General features: G+C 62.1%; 12 protein-coding genes. 6 read left to right on the top strand and 6 right to left on the bottom strand.

The features are described 5' to 3' along the window. Positions 1-513, top strand: a 513-nt coding sequence (locus tag AC628_RS43835; protein WP_168193339.1) for a hypothetical protein, incomplete at its 5' end; no start/stop codon positions are given. On the opposite strand, the gene AC628_RS09455 is transcribed toward AC628_RS43835, so the two are convergent. Next, positions 454-2,793, bottom strand: a complete 2,340-nt coding sequence (locus AC628_RS09455) for a glycosyltransferase family 2 protein (RefSeq protein WP_074126589.1) — start codon at positions 2,791-2,793, stop codon at positions 454-456. The two genes, AC628_RS43835 and AC628_RS09455, sit on opposite strands and share 60 nt — an antisense overlap. Before the next feature lie 227 nt (positions 2,794-3,020). On the opposite strand from AC628_RS09455, the gene AC628_RS09460 reads away from it, so the two are divergent. After that, the gene (locus tag AC628_RS09460) at positions 3,021-4,328 is read left to right on the top strand and encodes a UDP-glucose dehydrogenase family protein (RefSeq protein WP_050425699.1); all 1,308 of its coding nucleotides are present in this window, start codon (positions 3,021-3,023) and stop codon (positions 4,326-4,328) included. Between the two features lie 135 nt (positions 4,329-4,463). Here AC628_RS09460 and rfbD read toward each other — a convergent pair whose 3' ends face one another. Together rfbD and rfbC are read right to left on the bottom strand one after the other, a co-directional pair. Continuing rightward, a complete protein-coding gene (gene rfbD, locus AC628_RS09465) occupies positions 4,464-5,375 on the bottom strand; it encodes a dTDP-4-dehydrorhamnose reductase (protein ID WP_074126590.1) in 912 nt (303 codons plus the stop codon). Further along, on the bottom strand, positions 5,375-5,929 hold the full coding sequence (rfbC, locus tag AC628_RS09470; protein WP_074126591.1) for a dTDP-4-dehydrorhamnose 3,5-epimerase: 555 nt from the start codon (positions 5,927-5,929) through the stop codon (positions 5,375-5,377). The genes rfbD and rfbC overlap by 1 nt, the downstream gene beginning before the upstream one ends. A 111-nt stretch (positions 5,930-6,040) precedes the next feature. On the opposite strand from rfbC, the gene rfbA reads away from it, so the two are divergent. The 3 genes from rfbA (at position 6,041) to AC628_RS09485 (ending at position 8,741) form a co-directional block, all read left to right on the top strand. Continuing rightward, on the top strand, positions 6,041-6,952 hold the full coding sequence (gene rfbA / locus AC628_RS09475) for a glucose-1-phosphate thymidylyltransferase RfbA (protein WP_050630279.1): 912 nt from the start codon (positions 6,041-6,043) through the stop codon (positions 6,950-6,952). Further along, positions 6,942-8,009, top strand: coding sequence for a dTDP-glucose 4,6-dehydratase (rfbB, locus tag AC628_RS09480; protein WP_074126592.1), 1,068 nt, complete (start codon positions 6,942-6,944; stop codon positions 8,007-8,009). The genes rfbA and rfbB overlap by 11 nt, the downstream gene beginning before the upstream one ends. Before the next feature lie 84 nt (positions 8,010-8,093). Beyond that, positions 8,094-8,741, top strand: coding sequence for a hypothetical protein (locus AC628_RS09485; protein ID WP_245321108.1), 648 nt, complete (start codon positions 8,094-8,096; stop codon positions 8,739-8,741). Positions 8,742-8,872: 131 nt separating this feature from the next. On the opposite strand, the gene AC628_RS09490 is transcribed toward AC628_RS09485, so the two are convergent. After that, positions 8,873-10,102: a glycosyltransferase family 92 protein gene (locus AC628_RS09490; RefSeq protein ID WP_245321109.1), complete on the bottom strand. Its 1,230-nt coding sequence runs from the start codon at positions 10,100-10,102 to the stop codon at positions 8,873-8,875. A 447-nt stretch (positions 10,103-10,549) separates the two neighbouring features. Here AC628_RS09490 and AC628_RS09495 point away from each other — a divergent pair, with 447 nt between their 5' ends. Continuing rightward, the gene (locus AC628_RS09495; RefSeq protein WP_245321110.1) at positions 10,550-11,539 is read left to right on the top strand and encodes a glycoside hydrolase family 71/99 protein; all 990 of its coding nucleotides are present in this window, start codon (positions 10,550-10,552) and stop codon (positions 11,537-11,539) included. A gap of 110 nt (positions 11,540-11,649) precedes the next feature. On the opposite strand, the gene AC628_RS09500 is transcribed toward AC628_RS09495, so the two are convergent. Continuing rightward, the gene (locus tag AC628_RS09500; RefSeq protein WP_074126596.1) at positions 11,650-12,573 is read right to left on the bottom strand and encodes a glycosyltransferase family 2 protein; all 924 of its coding nucleotides are present in this window, start codon (positions 12,571-12,573) and stop codon (positions 11,650-11,652) included. Positions 12,574-12,584: 11 nt separating this feature from the next. After that, positions 12,585-14,792 carry a glycosyltransferase WbsX family protein gene (locus AC628_RS09505; protein ID WP_074126597.1) on the bottom strand — a complete coding sequence of 736 codons (2,208 nt, stop codon included), beginning with the start codon at positions 14,790-14,792 and terminating at the stop codon, positions 12,585-12,587. Positions 14,793-14,816 lie beyond the last annotated feature (24 nt).

Genomic DNA, 14,816 nt, shown 5'->3' on the forward strand with positions numbered 1-14,816 from the left:
CCGGTGCCGCCGCACGCCGCGAGCGGCGCGGCGCGTCTCGGTCTGCTCGCTCTGCACGCCAGCGCAGCGGAATTTCGTTTCGTTAGAGCGTTAAGCGATCAAATGGCCGAAGCCGACGAAGACGCCGCGATCATCGTGCTGGGTACCACCCTTGACGATCTCAAGCTGATGCAGCGCTCGAACGTCACGGTCGCCGGCGCAATCGGCGTCGACGACGTCACGACGCTGATCGAAGGTCACGGCATCACGAAACTGGTTCTCGACATCGGCGAACCGGCGTTCGGACATCCGTTGGTGGACGCGCTGCTAGCCACCGGATTGCCCACTGCCGCGATCGAATGGAGTCCGGCACCACCGGGACGCAGCCGAAACACCGACCTGAAGCTGCAGCCAGGACTTGATGCCGACGACGCGATTGCCGCCGTCCTCGACTGGGTGGCCGAGGACGTGCTGCTACATCCCGATCGGCGGCGCAGTCGGCTGAGGCGGGAGGTTGGCGCGCGGCTTCCATGACCGCGGCGGCCATGCGAGCGACGAGAACGGCGTCGAATCCAGCCCCAGCAGCGGGCTGTAATAGGGATCGTCCAGCAGCACCTCGCCCCACTTCGCGCGCAACATCGCCAGTTCGTGCCCGAAGCGTGCCCTGCGATCCGGCGCGGAATCGCGGCCCCGGCTTGCCGATTCCAGATGCACGAGCTTTGCGTCCGGCGTGAACACGATCCGCTTTCCGAGCTGGCGCAGCTTCAGGCAGAGATCGATATCGTTGAAGCTGATCGGGAAGCGGACCTCATCCATGCCGCCGACGGCCAGGAAATCGCGCTTGCGCATCAGCAGGCACGCCGCCGTCAGCGCCGAGCATTCGTGCGCGACCTGGAGCAGATCGCCGTAGCCGGGATCACCGTCCATCCGATCGTTGAAGGCGTGCGCAGCCGAGAAATTGGCGCCAAGCAACACCCCGCCATGCTGCACGACGCTGCTCGGCCAGAGCAGCTTGGCGCCGACGGCTCCGACATCGGGAGCGGCGAGCCGCCACAGCATCTCCGCCAGCCAGCCGTCATCGAGCGCCTCGATGTCGTTGTTGAGAAAGCAGATGTTATCCGTATCGACGCAATCGACGGCAGCGTTGTTGATGGCTGCGAAGTTGAACGGCCCCTCGACCGAAATCACGTCGATTTCGTCGTCGGACAGGCCCTCCAGATAATCCAGCGCGTCAGGCTCGCTCGAGCTGTTGTCGACGACAAGAATCCTGGCGTTGGTCTCATGTGCGGCCGGCAAGACCGTCTCGATGCATCGCTTGAGAAGCTCGGCGCGATTCCTGGTCGGGATGATGATGGTGGTGCGCTCGTTCCAATCGACGGCGCGCTTGACCCGCACGGCAGGAAGAAGACCCGCTGTCCGCGGCTCGACATGCGCCTCGACGCCGGCCCTCGCGAAATATGCCTCGCTTGCGGCGACAAGCTCGGTGGTTGCGACCGACGCATCAATTCCCGGCAGCGCCGCAACCGATCCCGGCAGGTGATAGGTTCGCTCCCGCTCCGCGCAGGACAGGAAGATGTCGTAGAGCGACGCCGCCGATCGCAGCGCCTCCACAGCGCGCTCGCGGCGCACTGCAAAGCAATACGCGCCATAGCCCTGCTCGAGCGCACGTTCGAGATCGAATGCCGAAAACGCCAGCGGCCAGACGGCGCCGGCACCCGCGGCGACCTCGACGTCGCCATAGACGAGATCACAGCCGGGTTCGGAAGCGAACACGTCGGCGAAGCGCTGCAAGGCATCTTCCGCGAGGATCGTCCCGCTCAGGCAGAACACGAAGAATGCGCTGTCGGCGGCATCGCCGTCGATAAACTCGCGCGCAGCTGCCGGATCGAACCGGCTGAACCCGCGCGCCGGCAGGCACACCGCCGACCAGGCCGCATGCCGCTGGGCTTCGAGGCTCTCGATGCTTTCGTCCACCCTGGCGTCGCCGATCAGGACGACGGCGGCCTCGGATCGAACGTCAGACTCGACTGGCGGCGCGAAACGCTCTTTCCAGCTGCGATAAGTGTGAAATGGCACCGAAGCCGGCAACAGCTGATCGAACAATTGTCCGCGCAATCGCTCGCTATCCCAGCGTCCGAGCTCCGCGATGGTCTGCTCCAGGCCGCGCTCGAAAGCGACGAATGCGATCGGCTCCGAGATCACGCTCCGTCCGGTAGCCGTCCGTGCGGACAGCCCGCGCACGCGTCCATCGGCAAAATGCTCGGGCAGATGAAAATCGATCCGGCGGCCGACGCCGAACTCGCCGCCCCGCGCAACGTTGGTCCACCCGGTCGGCTTCACGGTCATCACCGGCCGCTGCGCGATCAGGATTTCGATGTCTTCGTCGACGTCCTGCGAAAGCCAGCCCTCGAAGCGCAGACCTCCGGCCCATTTGATTTCGCCGATCCGGTGCCACTGTGCGTCCGGTGCTGCGACATCGCAGCGAATCGGAGCACCGACAGCACTTCCGATATTTGCCAGTCTCGCCTCGATGATGCCGGCGTTCGCGCCGACCTCATCCTGCACGTTGAAGGTAAAGCCAAATCGCCCGTCGCCGATTCCGGCATCGGCCAGCTCTGTTACAAACTCGTCACACAATGATGACATGTATGGCTCGCCGTCGACGAGCAGCTCGACGGTGTAGCGCCGGCCGAGATCGGCGCGGTCGTAAACAAATCCAGAAAACGTCGTGCGATCGTATCTGGAGAATTGCGTTTGCAACGACGCGTATTCAGCTCCCGAGGGCCTCTGCTTGCCAATCGTCTTCGTGCTCATGTCCAACCCTCAAACGGCGGCTCGATTGTCAGTCGATTTCAAGTTGAGAATGTGTCCATGGCGCGTCAAAGGTGACTAGCGCGCACTCAACTGCACTGAGGCCATCACCGTTTGCACAAAAAGCCGCCGAGCTCCAACACAAACTATACGTTATAAAACTTGGCGTTATCGGCGCCAATTGTGCTAGTGCTAACTCCTCCTCTCCACACTGATCGACGAGCGGATTCATGAAGATTGCAATGGTTGGAACGGGATATGTAGGTCTCGTGTCCGGAGCGTGTTTTGCCGACTTCGGCCATCAGGTCGTTTGCGTCGACAAGGACGCCGGCAAGATCGAAGCCCTGAAGCGCGGCAAGATCCCGATCTACGAAACTGACCTCGATAAGCTCGTCGAGACCAACACCGCCGCCGGACGGCTGACCTTCACGACGGAGCTCGCGGGAGCCGTCGGCGACGCCGATGCCGTGTTCATCGCGGTCGGAACGCCCTCGCGGCGCGGCGATGGCCATGCAGATCTGAGCTACGTCTATGCAGCCGCCAAGGAGATCGGCGCCGCGCTCAAGAAATTCACCGTGGTCGTGACGAAGTCGACCGTGCCCGTGGGCACCGGCGACGAGGTCGAACGCCTGATCCGCGAGACCAGTCCCAACGCCGATTTCGCGGTTGCCTCGAACCCCGAATTCCTGCGCGAAGGCGCCGCGATCCAGGATTTCCGCCATCCCGACCGGATCGTCGTCGGCACCGAGGACGAGCGGGCCAAGAAGGTGATGGGCGAAGTCTATCGTCCGCTCTATCTGAACCAGGCGCCGATCCTTTATACCGCACGGCGCACGGCGGAACTGATCAAATACGCTGCAAATGCCTTCCTCGCCACCAAGATCACCTTCATCAACGAGATCGCCGATCTCTCCGAAAGGGTCGGTGCGAACGTGCAGGAAGTCGCGCGCGGCATCGGGCTCGACAACCGCATTGGAACCAAGTTCCTGCATGCCGGCGCGGGCTATGGCGGCTCCTGCTTCCCGAAGGACACCCGCGCCTTGTTCAAGACGGCGCTCGATCACGACGTGCAGCTGAAAATCGTCGAAGCCACGCTGACCGCGAATGACAACCGCAAGCGCGCGATGGCGCGCAAGGTCGCCAACGTGCTCGGCGGCGAGCTGCGCGGCAAGACGATCGGCGTGCTTGGCCTGACCTTCAAGCCCGATACCGACGACATGCGCGAGGCGCCGTCGATCCCGCTGATCAACGGCCTGATCGATTTCGGCGCCAAGGTTCGCGCCTATGATCCGGTCGGCATGGAGCAGGCGCGCAAGGAGTTGCCGGAGATCGAGTACTGCACGGACGCCTATGAATGCGCGCGCCAGGCCGATGCGCTCGTCATCGTGACCGAGTGGCGCCAGTTCCGCGCGCTCGATCTCAAGCGCATCAAGCAGGAGATGAAGCATCCGGTCGTCGTCGACCTGCGCAACATCTACCGCCCGGACGAGATGGCCGCGCACGGCTTCACTTACGAGAGCATCGGCCGACCGCGCTGAGCGGCGATGGTCGACCGGCGGCGATCGCCACAGCTCGATCGCAGAGCCCCGTTCCGAGTCAATCGGAGCGGGGTTTTGAATTTTTATCCGAGGCGTTCTCTTCGCGAACCGCTATCGGCTTCGCTGGAAAACGCGCTAGGCGTGCGCGGGCACGTCGAGCTGGACGAACGCATCCAGCTCGCGCGCGAGCGCTTCCTGCCAAGTCGGCATCGCAACCCCGAACTGCGCCTTCAGCCGCGTCAGATCCAGCCGCGAATTGCTAGGGCGCACCGCCTTGGTCGGAAAATCGGCCGTCGCGATCGGAACGATATTGTCGACGGCAAGCGTGACGCCACGCGACCGCAGCCCGCCGACGATGGCCGTGGCAAAGCCATGCCAGCTGGTTTCGCCGGCGCAAACGAGATTGACGACGCCGCCCCTGCGCACCAGCTGATCGTGCAGCGTGGTGATGTTCGGCAGGACGATGCCGGCAACCGCACTGGCGATCGCTTGTGCCGTCGTCGGCGCGCCGATCTGATCGGCCACGATCCGCAGCTCCTTACGCTCGCCGGCAAGCCGCGCGATGGTGCGCAGGAAATTGGTGCCCTTTGCGGCATAGACCCATGAGGTGCGCGCGATCAGATGCGCCCCGCCCGCCGCCTGGATCGCGACGTCGCCAGCAAGCTTGCTCGCGCCGTAGGCCGACAACGGTTCGGTTGGGCTGTCCTCGCGCCATGACCGGTCGCCTGAACCGTTGAAGACATAGTCGGTGGAGAAATGCACCAGCGGCACGCGGTTCGCAGCCGCCCATTTCGCGAGCGCCTCGGGTCCCCTGGCGTTGACCAGGAAGGCCAGCTCGCGCTCGTCCTCGGCGCGATCGACCGCCGTGTAGGCAGCCGGATTGATGATGAGATCGGGCTTCAGGCTCTCAAGCTGGGCCGTCACCATCTCCGGCTTCGACAGATCGAACTCCGCGGTCGGCGGCGAGATGATGGTGCCGTGACTTTCCAGCAGAGGCTTCAGCGCACTGCCAACCTGGCCGCGCGTTCCCGTCAAAAGAATCCGCATCAGATTTGTCCATAGGTGGGAAGATTGCTGGCATCGGCGAGCAGCGGCGCATCCGCATCCTTGGCCGACAGCTGTGGCTTATCGACGCCCCATTTGATCCCGATCGCGGGATCGTTCCAGCGGATCGAGAGCTCGTCCTTGGGGCTGTAGAAGTCGTCGCATTTGTAGAAGAAGTCGGCGGTTTCCGAGAGCACCACGAAGCCGTGGGCAAAGCCGCGCGGCACCCATAACTGCCGGCGGTTGTCCTCGCTCAATTCGACCGCGACATGCTTGCCGAAATTCGGGCTGCCGACACGCACGTCGACGGCGACGTCCAGCACCTTGCCGCGCAGCACGGTCACGAGCTTGCCCTGGGTGATCGGGTTCTGCAGATGCAGCCCGCGCAGCACGCCATAGGCCGAGCGGGACATGTTGTCCTGCACGAAGGGGCGCGCGATGCCGTGCTCGACATAACGGGGCGCCTGGTAGGTCTCGAGGAAGAAGCCGCGCTGGTCGCCAAACAGCTTCGGCTCGACGATCAGGACTTCCGGAAGTTCGGTCTTGATGACGTTCATTTAACAAGGGTTCCAGTTTTGGGCAGGCCCGAAATGTTAATTTGCTACTCATAACAAACTTGTGCGGCGCACGCTATCTGTTATGTTTTGATAGTCAAACTGTGAGGGACCATGAAGGGCATTATCCTCGCCGGTGGAACCGGCTCGCGCCTCTACCCCGTGACCACCGTCGTCTCCAAGCAGCTGCTGCCTGTGTTCGACAAGCCGATGATCTATTATCCGCTGTCGACGCTGATGCTCGGTGGAATCCGCGATATTCTCATCATCTCGACGCCGCAGGACAAGCCGCTGTTCCAGCGGCTGCTCGGCGACGGCAGCGAGATGGGCGTCCGCTTCGCCTACGCCACGCAGGAGACCCCGCGCGGTCTTGCCGACGCCTTCATCGTCGGCCGCGAGTTCATCGGTGATGACTCCGTCGCGCTTGTGTTAGGCGATAACATTTTCTACGGCCACGGCCTGCCGAGCATGCTGTCGGCCGCCTCCGTCCGCAAGAAGGGCGCCACGGTGTTCGGCTACGTCGTGAACGCGCCGGAGCAGTATGGCGTGATCGAGCTCGACGGCACCGGCCGGGCGCTGTCGATCGAGGAGAAGCCGAAGCGGCCGAAGTCCAACGTCGCCGTTACCGGCCTCTATTTCTACGACAACGACGTGGTCGACATCGCGGCCGGCATCAAGCCGTCGCCCCGCGGCGAGATCGAGATCACCGACGTGAACAAGGCCTATCTCGAGCGCGGCGACCTCTATGTCGAGGTGCTCGGCCGCGGCTTCGCCTGGCTGGACACCGGCACGCATTCCTCGCTGGTCGAGGCCAGTCACTTCGTCCAGATCCTGGAGCAGCGTCAGGGCCTGCGCATCGCCTGCCCCGAGGAGATCGCGCTGCGCCAGGGCTACATCTCGCTCGAAGCCTTCGCGCGGGTGGCGCAGAAGACCGCAAAGAGCAGCTACGGCGAGTATCTGCTGTCGGTCTACCGTTCGTTCCAGGGTCAGCCCCGCACAGCCGAGGTATTCAAACATGCGGTTTAAGGGATCGACGATTTTCGTCACCGGCGGCGCCGGCTTCATCGGCTCCGCCGTGGTCCGTCACTTGCTGCGCGACACCCACGCCCGCGTCGTCAACATCGACAAGCTGACCTATGCGGCGAACCTGGCCTCCCTGCCCGGCTCAAGCGAGAGCCTGAACTACACCTTCGAAAAGGCCTGCATCTGCGAGGGACAGGTGCTGCGCCGGCTGTTCGAGAAATATCAGCCCGATGCGGTGATGAATCTTGCCGCGGAAAGCCACGTCGACCGCTCGATCGACGGCCCCGGCGAATTCATCCAGACCAACATCGTCGGCACCTTCACGATCCTGCAGGAGACGCTGCGTCATTGGCGTACGCTCTCGCCTGAGAAGCGCGATCAGTTCCGCTTCCTGCATATCTCGACCGACGAGGTGTTCGGCTCGCTCGGCGACGAGGGGCTGTTCACCGAGACCACGGCCTATGCGCCGAACTCGCCCTATTCGGCCAGCAAGGCATCATCAGATCATCTGGTGCGCGCCTGGCGCGAGACCTATGACCTGCCGACCCTGGTGACCAACTGCTCCAACAATTACGGCCCCTATCACTTCCCGGAGAAGCTGATCCCGCACATGATCATCAAGGGGCTCGCCGGCGAGCCGCTGCCGGTCTATGGCGACGGCCAGAACGTCCGCGACTGGCTGTTCGTCGAAGATCACGCCAAGGCGCTGACCCTGGTGCTGGAGCGTGGCGAGGTCGGCGAGACCTATAATGTCGGCGGCCGCAACGAGCGAACCAATCTCCACGTCGTGGAAAGCATCTGCGACCTGCTCGACGAGGTCGTGCCGGCTGCGGCAGGCCCGCGGCGCAAGCTGATCAACTTCGTCGCCGACCGTCCCGGCCACGACCGCCGCTATGCCATCGACGCGACCAAGCTCGAAACCGAGCTCGGCTGGCGCGCCGAGGAGAATTTCGAGACCGGCATCGCCAAGACGGTGCGCTGGTATGTCGACGAGCAACCCTGGTGGCGCGCGATCCTGGAGCGCGGCTACAAGGTGGAGCGCGTCGGCCTGAACCAGTAGCCGCCGTCTCTCCAAGCCACCGGCGTGGATAGCCAGCGGGAAACCGAGAAGCGCGATGATGATTCAACCGGATCTCATCGCGACTTGACCAGCCGCGACCGCCTTCCGACGGTGGATTGGCAGCCATCCGACAGACGACAAATCGAGAAACCACGGGGTCCCGCCATGAAAATCGCAATGGACGGTCAGGAACTCACACTGTTCAAAAGCTTCGTAGATCTCTCGAAGCGCTATCTGGAATTCGGCTCGGGCGGGAGCACCTGGCTCGCCTGTCAAACCAGCAAGGAGTGGGTCATCTCGATCGATTCCTCCCTGGAATGGCTCAACAACGTCGGTGACGCCACGCGCGATGCGAGCACCAAGCCGCTGCTGCTGCACGTCGATATCGGCAAGCTGCGCGAATGGGGTTATCCGATCGAGAAGGAGAAGGAGAGCTCCTGGCCCGAATATCACGAGCGTGTCTGGGAGCGTCCGGAAAGCCGGACAGCCGACCTGTATTTCATCGACGGCCGGTTTCGCGTGGCGAGCTTCGTACAGTGCGTGCTGCACGGCGCACCGGGAGCCTTCATCGCAATTCACGACTTCGAGAACCGGCCCCACTACCATTCGGTTCGGACGGTGGCGCGGGAAATCGCCCGCGCCAACAACATGTCGATCTTCCAGAGGCCTGCGAGGATCGACGTCGATGCCGCACAAGCCCTGCTTGCGAAATACCGGCTGGAGCCGCTTTAGCCGGCAGCCGTAGCCGGAAGCTTCTGCCGTCGATCGCTGCTGCGGTCAAAGATCACGCAAGCTGCATGATTGATCGGGCGCGCCGCCTGGCGCGCCTTCCTTTTCGGTGAGGAAATCGCTGTCGGCTGGGGTCAGCCCTGGACCAGCTTCTTCAGCTCCGGAAGAAACCGCTGGATCGTTGCGTCTTCGATATCGTTGCGATCCCGCAACGTGAAGAACTCCATCGCGCGGATCTTCTCGGGATCTCCATCGGCGAGCGGCCGGCCGCGCTCGCGCTTCTTCAGCAATTGCTCGCGTGACTTCGTGTAGTAGTGATTGATCACGAGCTTGCTCCGCTTGGGAGCCGTACAGCGGCCTCCGATCGGGAATACCGGCGTGCCGTCTTCCTGGACGTAGCAGCCCAGAACGAGCGATTGATGCGGATGCAGGTAGGACACGATGGTGTCCGGCCGCACGATCGACTTCATGATGAAATGATCCGGGAAGTCGTCCGGAGCGCGACGCGTGAAGGACTCGATGCACAGGCCGGCCGGCCTCGCGTCGTGACCGTTCGATCCGAAGTTCAACCAATGCACCGCCACCGCCGGCGCCGGGCCGAGCTCGGCCAGGACGTCCTTGATGCTGCCGGCCTGCGTCGGAAACAAATACTCATCGGCATCAATGAAGGCGCACCATTCCGCACAATTGCGATAGGTGTCGATCGCATGCGAGAAGGCGCGCATCTGGCCGAATTCGCCCTCCACGAAATGATAGGTGATCATCTCGGGCCACGGAAAGGACTCGATCACGGCGCGCGTATTGTCGGTGCTGCCGTTGTCGTAGAGGTAGAAGTGATCGAAGCCGACCAGTCGGTGGAAGTGCAGCCATTCCAGCAGATCGTCGCCTTCATTCTTGATGGCGCACACCGCGGCGAGGCCGTGCTTCTTCCGATCGACCCCGACATAGAGCTTCTTCGCCTCCATCACGCGCAGGAGGCCGGCAAACTCGCGCCGCAGGTTTTCACTCTTCGGGGCCGCAGCGAGCGCGGACAAATAGACGTCCTGCGCTTCATGGGCCGCCCCCATGTTGAGATCCGCGATCGCAAGACGATGCAACACCCGCGAGTCGGACGGCATCTGCTTGACGAGGTCGAGCAGGATCCCGCGCGCTCCGGCGAAATCACAGGCCTGCACAAGCGCTGCCGCCTTTGCAAACTGGAATTCCTTGTAATCGCCGAATTGCCGCTCCAACTGCTCGACCGACTGGATGAGCTCGTCGGGTTTCGGATTTGCGATCCGCCCGGAAAAGAAATCTCGAAGCTTTGTCTCGACCTCACTTGCTGGAAGCGTATCGAGATTCACGCCTGAGCTGAAACTAGACAATGCAGGAATTTCCATGTCCAACCTGAGCCGCTCCCCACGAGATCAACAAGCAATTACCATTGGTTCGCACCACGAATTCCCTATTACCGCACTTATCCTACAAGAATAAGGCTATAACACGTAGCGCTCACATTTAACTGTTGTAAGGTTATTTCGAGGAAAATCAATACAATAGAGTACAGGGCTCGGTGTCATTTGCACGAAACCGTCACACAGGACGGGAACGACCGGAGATCGCCAATGGACAATGGGAACGAAGCAATCCGTAAGCCGTTTGCGCTTACGAGACGGATGTTTTTGACATCGCTATCCGCAAGCCTCCTGCCCGGCTCGCTCAGCGTCTTGGGTTCCAGCCACCCTGCTGCGGCTGCGGCAGCTTTGCGGCCTCTCGTCGGAGCCATCCGATGGGACGCATGGTATTCGCCGGGCTCGCAGCCGACGGAAGCCATGAAGCAATCGCTCGGTCCGCAGAAATATCGTTGGCGGGCTCCCTTCTTCGGCGCCCAGATCAACCGCGATCCAAATGCGCTGGATTTTTCGAGCTCGATCGAGGCCGAGATCGACAAGGAAATCGACCAGGCGATCTTTGCCGGACTGGATTATTGGGCATTCGCTGGCTATGGGGCCAACCACCCGATGTCGAAAGCCCTGTATGCGTTCAGAACCCGTCCGAAGGCAGCCCAACTGAAGTACTGCATGTTTACCGAGCTCGGTCGATGGGGATCGGCGGCCAAGCTGTCGCCACTCCCCCACGAGCACATCGGCCTGATGGCGGACAAGAACTATCTCAGGGTCGAGGGCGATCGGCCGCTCTACTTCCTGGGCTTCATCAAGGGCGCCGACGTGCAGCGAAGCTGGGGAGGTGTGCAAGGTCTCCGCACCCAACTGAGCAAGTTCAAATCCGATGCGACCGCAACTGGCGTCGCGGAGCCGTACATCGTGCTGGCAGGCGACACGAAATTCCTGAGCCAGGAGGCCGCCAATCTGGGCGCCGATGCGCTCGGATCGTATGCGATTACAACCGGCAACGGCCGCGGGAGCTTTGCCGACCTCGCGAAGTATGCCGAGAAAGGCTGGAATGCCTTGGCCGCCAGCCAGGTCCCTGTTGTGCCCACGGTGATGACAGGATGGGACAGGCGCCCTCGCATCGAACATCCCGTGCCCTGGGAAACGTCGCAGCGTCCCGGCGACGGCATCACCAATTTCTATACGGCTCCGACGAAGCAGGAACTGGCCAGCCACCTCGCGCAATCGATCCGCTGGGTGAACAGCCAAGCACCTGATCGCCGAGCTCCCGCGGTGCTGATCTACGCCTGGAATGAAAATGACGAGGGTGGCTGGCTGGTCCCAACGCTGCCGTGTCAAACGGAGCGCCTTGAAGCGCTGCGCGAGGTTCTCAAGACGACGACACGGGCGGCGGCGAAGAACCTTTGCTAGGCCGGTTTGAGCGAGGTGCGGCGCGGCTTGTGCAAAGCCGCGCCGAACTCGCAAACCAAGGCTCCGTTCCGATTGCATCGGACCGGACAAGATCGGCTCTACACTTTCGATCAGCGCCAGCGAAGCGGCCTGGTCCGGTCGTTCGACTCCACCGTCCGGTGTTCGAGATGGTAGGGCGCGTAGATCTGCTTGACCCAGTAGTTGAAGTTCGGGTGCAGCTTCACGAAGTCATAGAATGAATCGCCGAAATTGGACGGGCTGAGGCAGGTCTTGTTTTGCGGCCGCGACGAGATTGCATTCAGGCAATACGACACCATGCAGGCCTTCGTCTCGCTCTCCGCCACCTTGCTCAGACTTCGGAAGCTGTTGGTGGAGTGCAGCCGGTACAGATAGCGGTCGGCCTCGAGGTAAGTCGGCTCGACCTTGGTGACGGCGCGCAAGGCGAAGTCCCAGTCATGGCAGTATTTCAGGTCGGCAAGCCAGCCCACCTGCCGCAGCAGCTCGCGGCTGAAGACGAAGTTTCCGGTCGACGCGGCAATCTGGGAATCCAGGAATGTCCACGACAGCGGCGCACCGGCAATCTGCGCCCGGTCGATCGCATAACGCAGGCGCGTCGGAAACTGGTAGTTGCTGATCGACTTTCCATGTTCGTCGATCGGCTCGACGGCCGAGAAGCCGAAGAACAGCCGCTCGTCGCCATGCTTGTCCGCGAACAGCTGCACGCGGTCCCTGGAAAAGGCATCGTCCGAGTTCAAGAGGAAGATCATGTCGCCTTTGGTCAGCGACAACGCCCTGTTCCAGGTGTAGTGGGCGCCGAGATTCTGGGGGTTCTTGAGCAGCTTGCACGACACGAAGCGCTTTCCGAACGACCGCTTCTTGATGACCCGCTGCGCGACTTCAAAACTCCGGTCCGGCGAATTGTCGTCGACGATGACGAGTTCGATATCGGCAAACGTCTGCTGGTAGACGGTCTCGAGACATTCCTCGAGATACTGCTCGTGCTTGTAGCACGCGATGACCACACTTGCGAGCATCGGCGGCGACCTCAACGTCTCACGATGATCGAATGGCGCGACCTCACCAGGGCGCTGGCGCCGTCGCCGACCTCCAGGACCGCGAGTTGATATTCACCATCCGGCAAATCTCGAATCGAGAACGACAGCTGGAAACCGAAATAGCAATCCTTGCTTTCGGCCTTCATATATTCCTTCACGTCGACGCGCTCGTGCCAATCGACGATCAGACAGTAGCCGCCGTTGATTGCGCCTTCCGCGGCAAGCCCCGACAGGACCAGGAATCCCGTTCTCTGCCTGCTTGCTTCGAAGGCGTTGCCCGCGCAAATCCATCCCCGCACCAGGATCTCAAAGCGCGGATCAACAATCACCCGCTCGCCGGTCTGTGAATTGATGTTCTCGATGACCAGCAACGAACCTGCCGGATTGTCGGACGCGCCGTCCGCCTCAACCGGAGTGCCGCTCCTCAAGCGCTGCACCCCCGAATGAGTGAGACCCGACCGGTGCAGGCTTGCGAGCACCTCGACATGCGTCGAGGCTTCCTTCACCGCCCACTCAAGCTCCTGCCTGCTCAGGCAATCCAGCAGATCCGGGCTATTTCTGATCTGCGCCGAAATAGGCTCAGCCGACGCGACCCTCCGCACAACCTCAAGGAAGGCGCGTCCATGACGCGAATCCGGCTCGAGATGAGCCCCCTCCGCCCATTCGTTCCAGGAATTGATAAACACCAGTGACTCGGAGAAGCTGTTGCCCTTGGCCCGCAGGGTGGCATCGCGAAGCCAGACCTCAAACGCCTCCGGGCTGGACCTCGTAAAGACGTGACCGCGCGGTCCCTTGCGCGGCGTATTGTCCCAACGCGGCATGACAGCAGGAAAGAACGGGAAGTCGTAGGTCTTGCCGATCGACGATCGCATGGCGTCGACATAATCGTATACCTTCCCGGCGAAGGTCGCCGGAGCATCGACTTCGGTCGGCGGCACTTCCCGCGTCGAGACCGTGTGCGGCGGAAACTCGATGGCCGCATCGCAATTGACGTCGCGCGGATCGAACTCGCCGAAGGTCATCGCATTGCAGATGAGAAGCTCGCCAATTCCGAGCTCCCGAGCTCGCTCGCGCCAGATCTCGAACAGACGCTGCTTGTCCGGCAGCAATGACGGCCGGTAGATGACGATGACCTTTCGACCATCGACCGTGATGTAGCGCTCGTCGAGCAGCAGGTCGGCCATGTCATCGATAAAGCGGACATCGTCGTCCAGCGAGTGATTTTGTCCGAGCAGCAGCTCGGCATCCGAGCCGTCCCACCGGCGGGACCAGTTCTCGTTGGCCCAGCAAATGCAGAAAGGCAGGTTCGGCTCGCCGTCCTCGAGCAGCAGCTGAAGCGGCTTTTCCAGCAACCTGCGACCCTGGAACCAATACACGTAGTAGCAGAATCCATCGATGCCGTACTTGCGCGCGAGGTCGCCCTGCTGGCGACGCGTCTCCGGCAGCCGGACGTCGTAGAATCCAAGATCGGCCGGCAGCCACGGCGATTCATGAGACGGAAACTGGGCGCGCATGCGCGCGACATTGGTCCACTCGGTGAACCCCGGTCCCCACCACCTGTCGTTTTCTTCAAATGAATGGAATTGCGGCAGATAGAAACAAATATAGCGCACCTCCTTGGTGGAGGCGTCCGCCGGTCCCGCAACGCTTCGGTTGTCAACGCTGGGAAACAGCAGATCGTCGTAGTCTTCGAGCGAGAAGCCGAGCGCAACGACCACTTCGCTTGGCGCGAAGTTCTCGAACAGCGGGATCTCGTAATATTCGCCGTCGCTTAGGCTGATGCGCAGATAGATCTGCGCATGCTTGGGCTCGACCAGCGTGTTTCTCAGGGCACGCGCCAGACGACGGCGCACGCCCGGCGTCGACAGATCGATCCGAAATCCGGGACGCCCGATCACGCTGCGCGGACCGATGCGGGCCGGCATGGACCGGCCGGTGCGCCCCTCTTCGACACAATGGGAGCCGACGAAGAGCGCTATCGAAACGGTTGCAGCGGGCGACTGGGCATCGACGATCCAGCCCGAGATTCCTCGTCCCGAATATTCGAGGATCGCGCCACGCAGCCGCGATCCCGACTGGAGATCAGTGATATCGGGATCCAGGAACAGGCTCTGCGCATGGTCGTCCTGCTGAACCGGACTGGCAACGGGCAACATATCCTTCGTATCCCTGACGCTCCGCTCGACCATCTTGTTCATTGCCACTCAATCTCCTGCCAACGC

Origin of the sequence: Bradyrhizobium sp. NAS96.2, assembly GCF_001908235.1 — a bacterium.
In the GTDB taxonomy this organism is placed as follows: domain Bacteria; phylum Pseudomonadota; class Alphaproteobacteria; order Rhizobiales; family Xanthobacteraceae; genus Bradyrhizobium.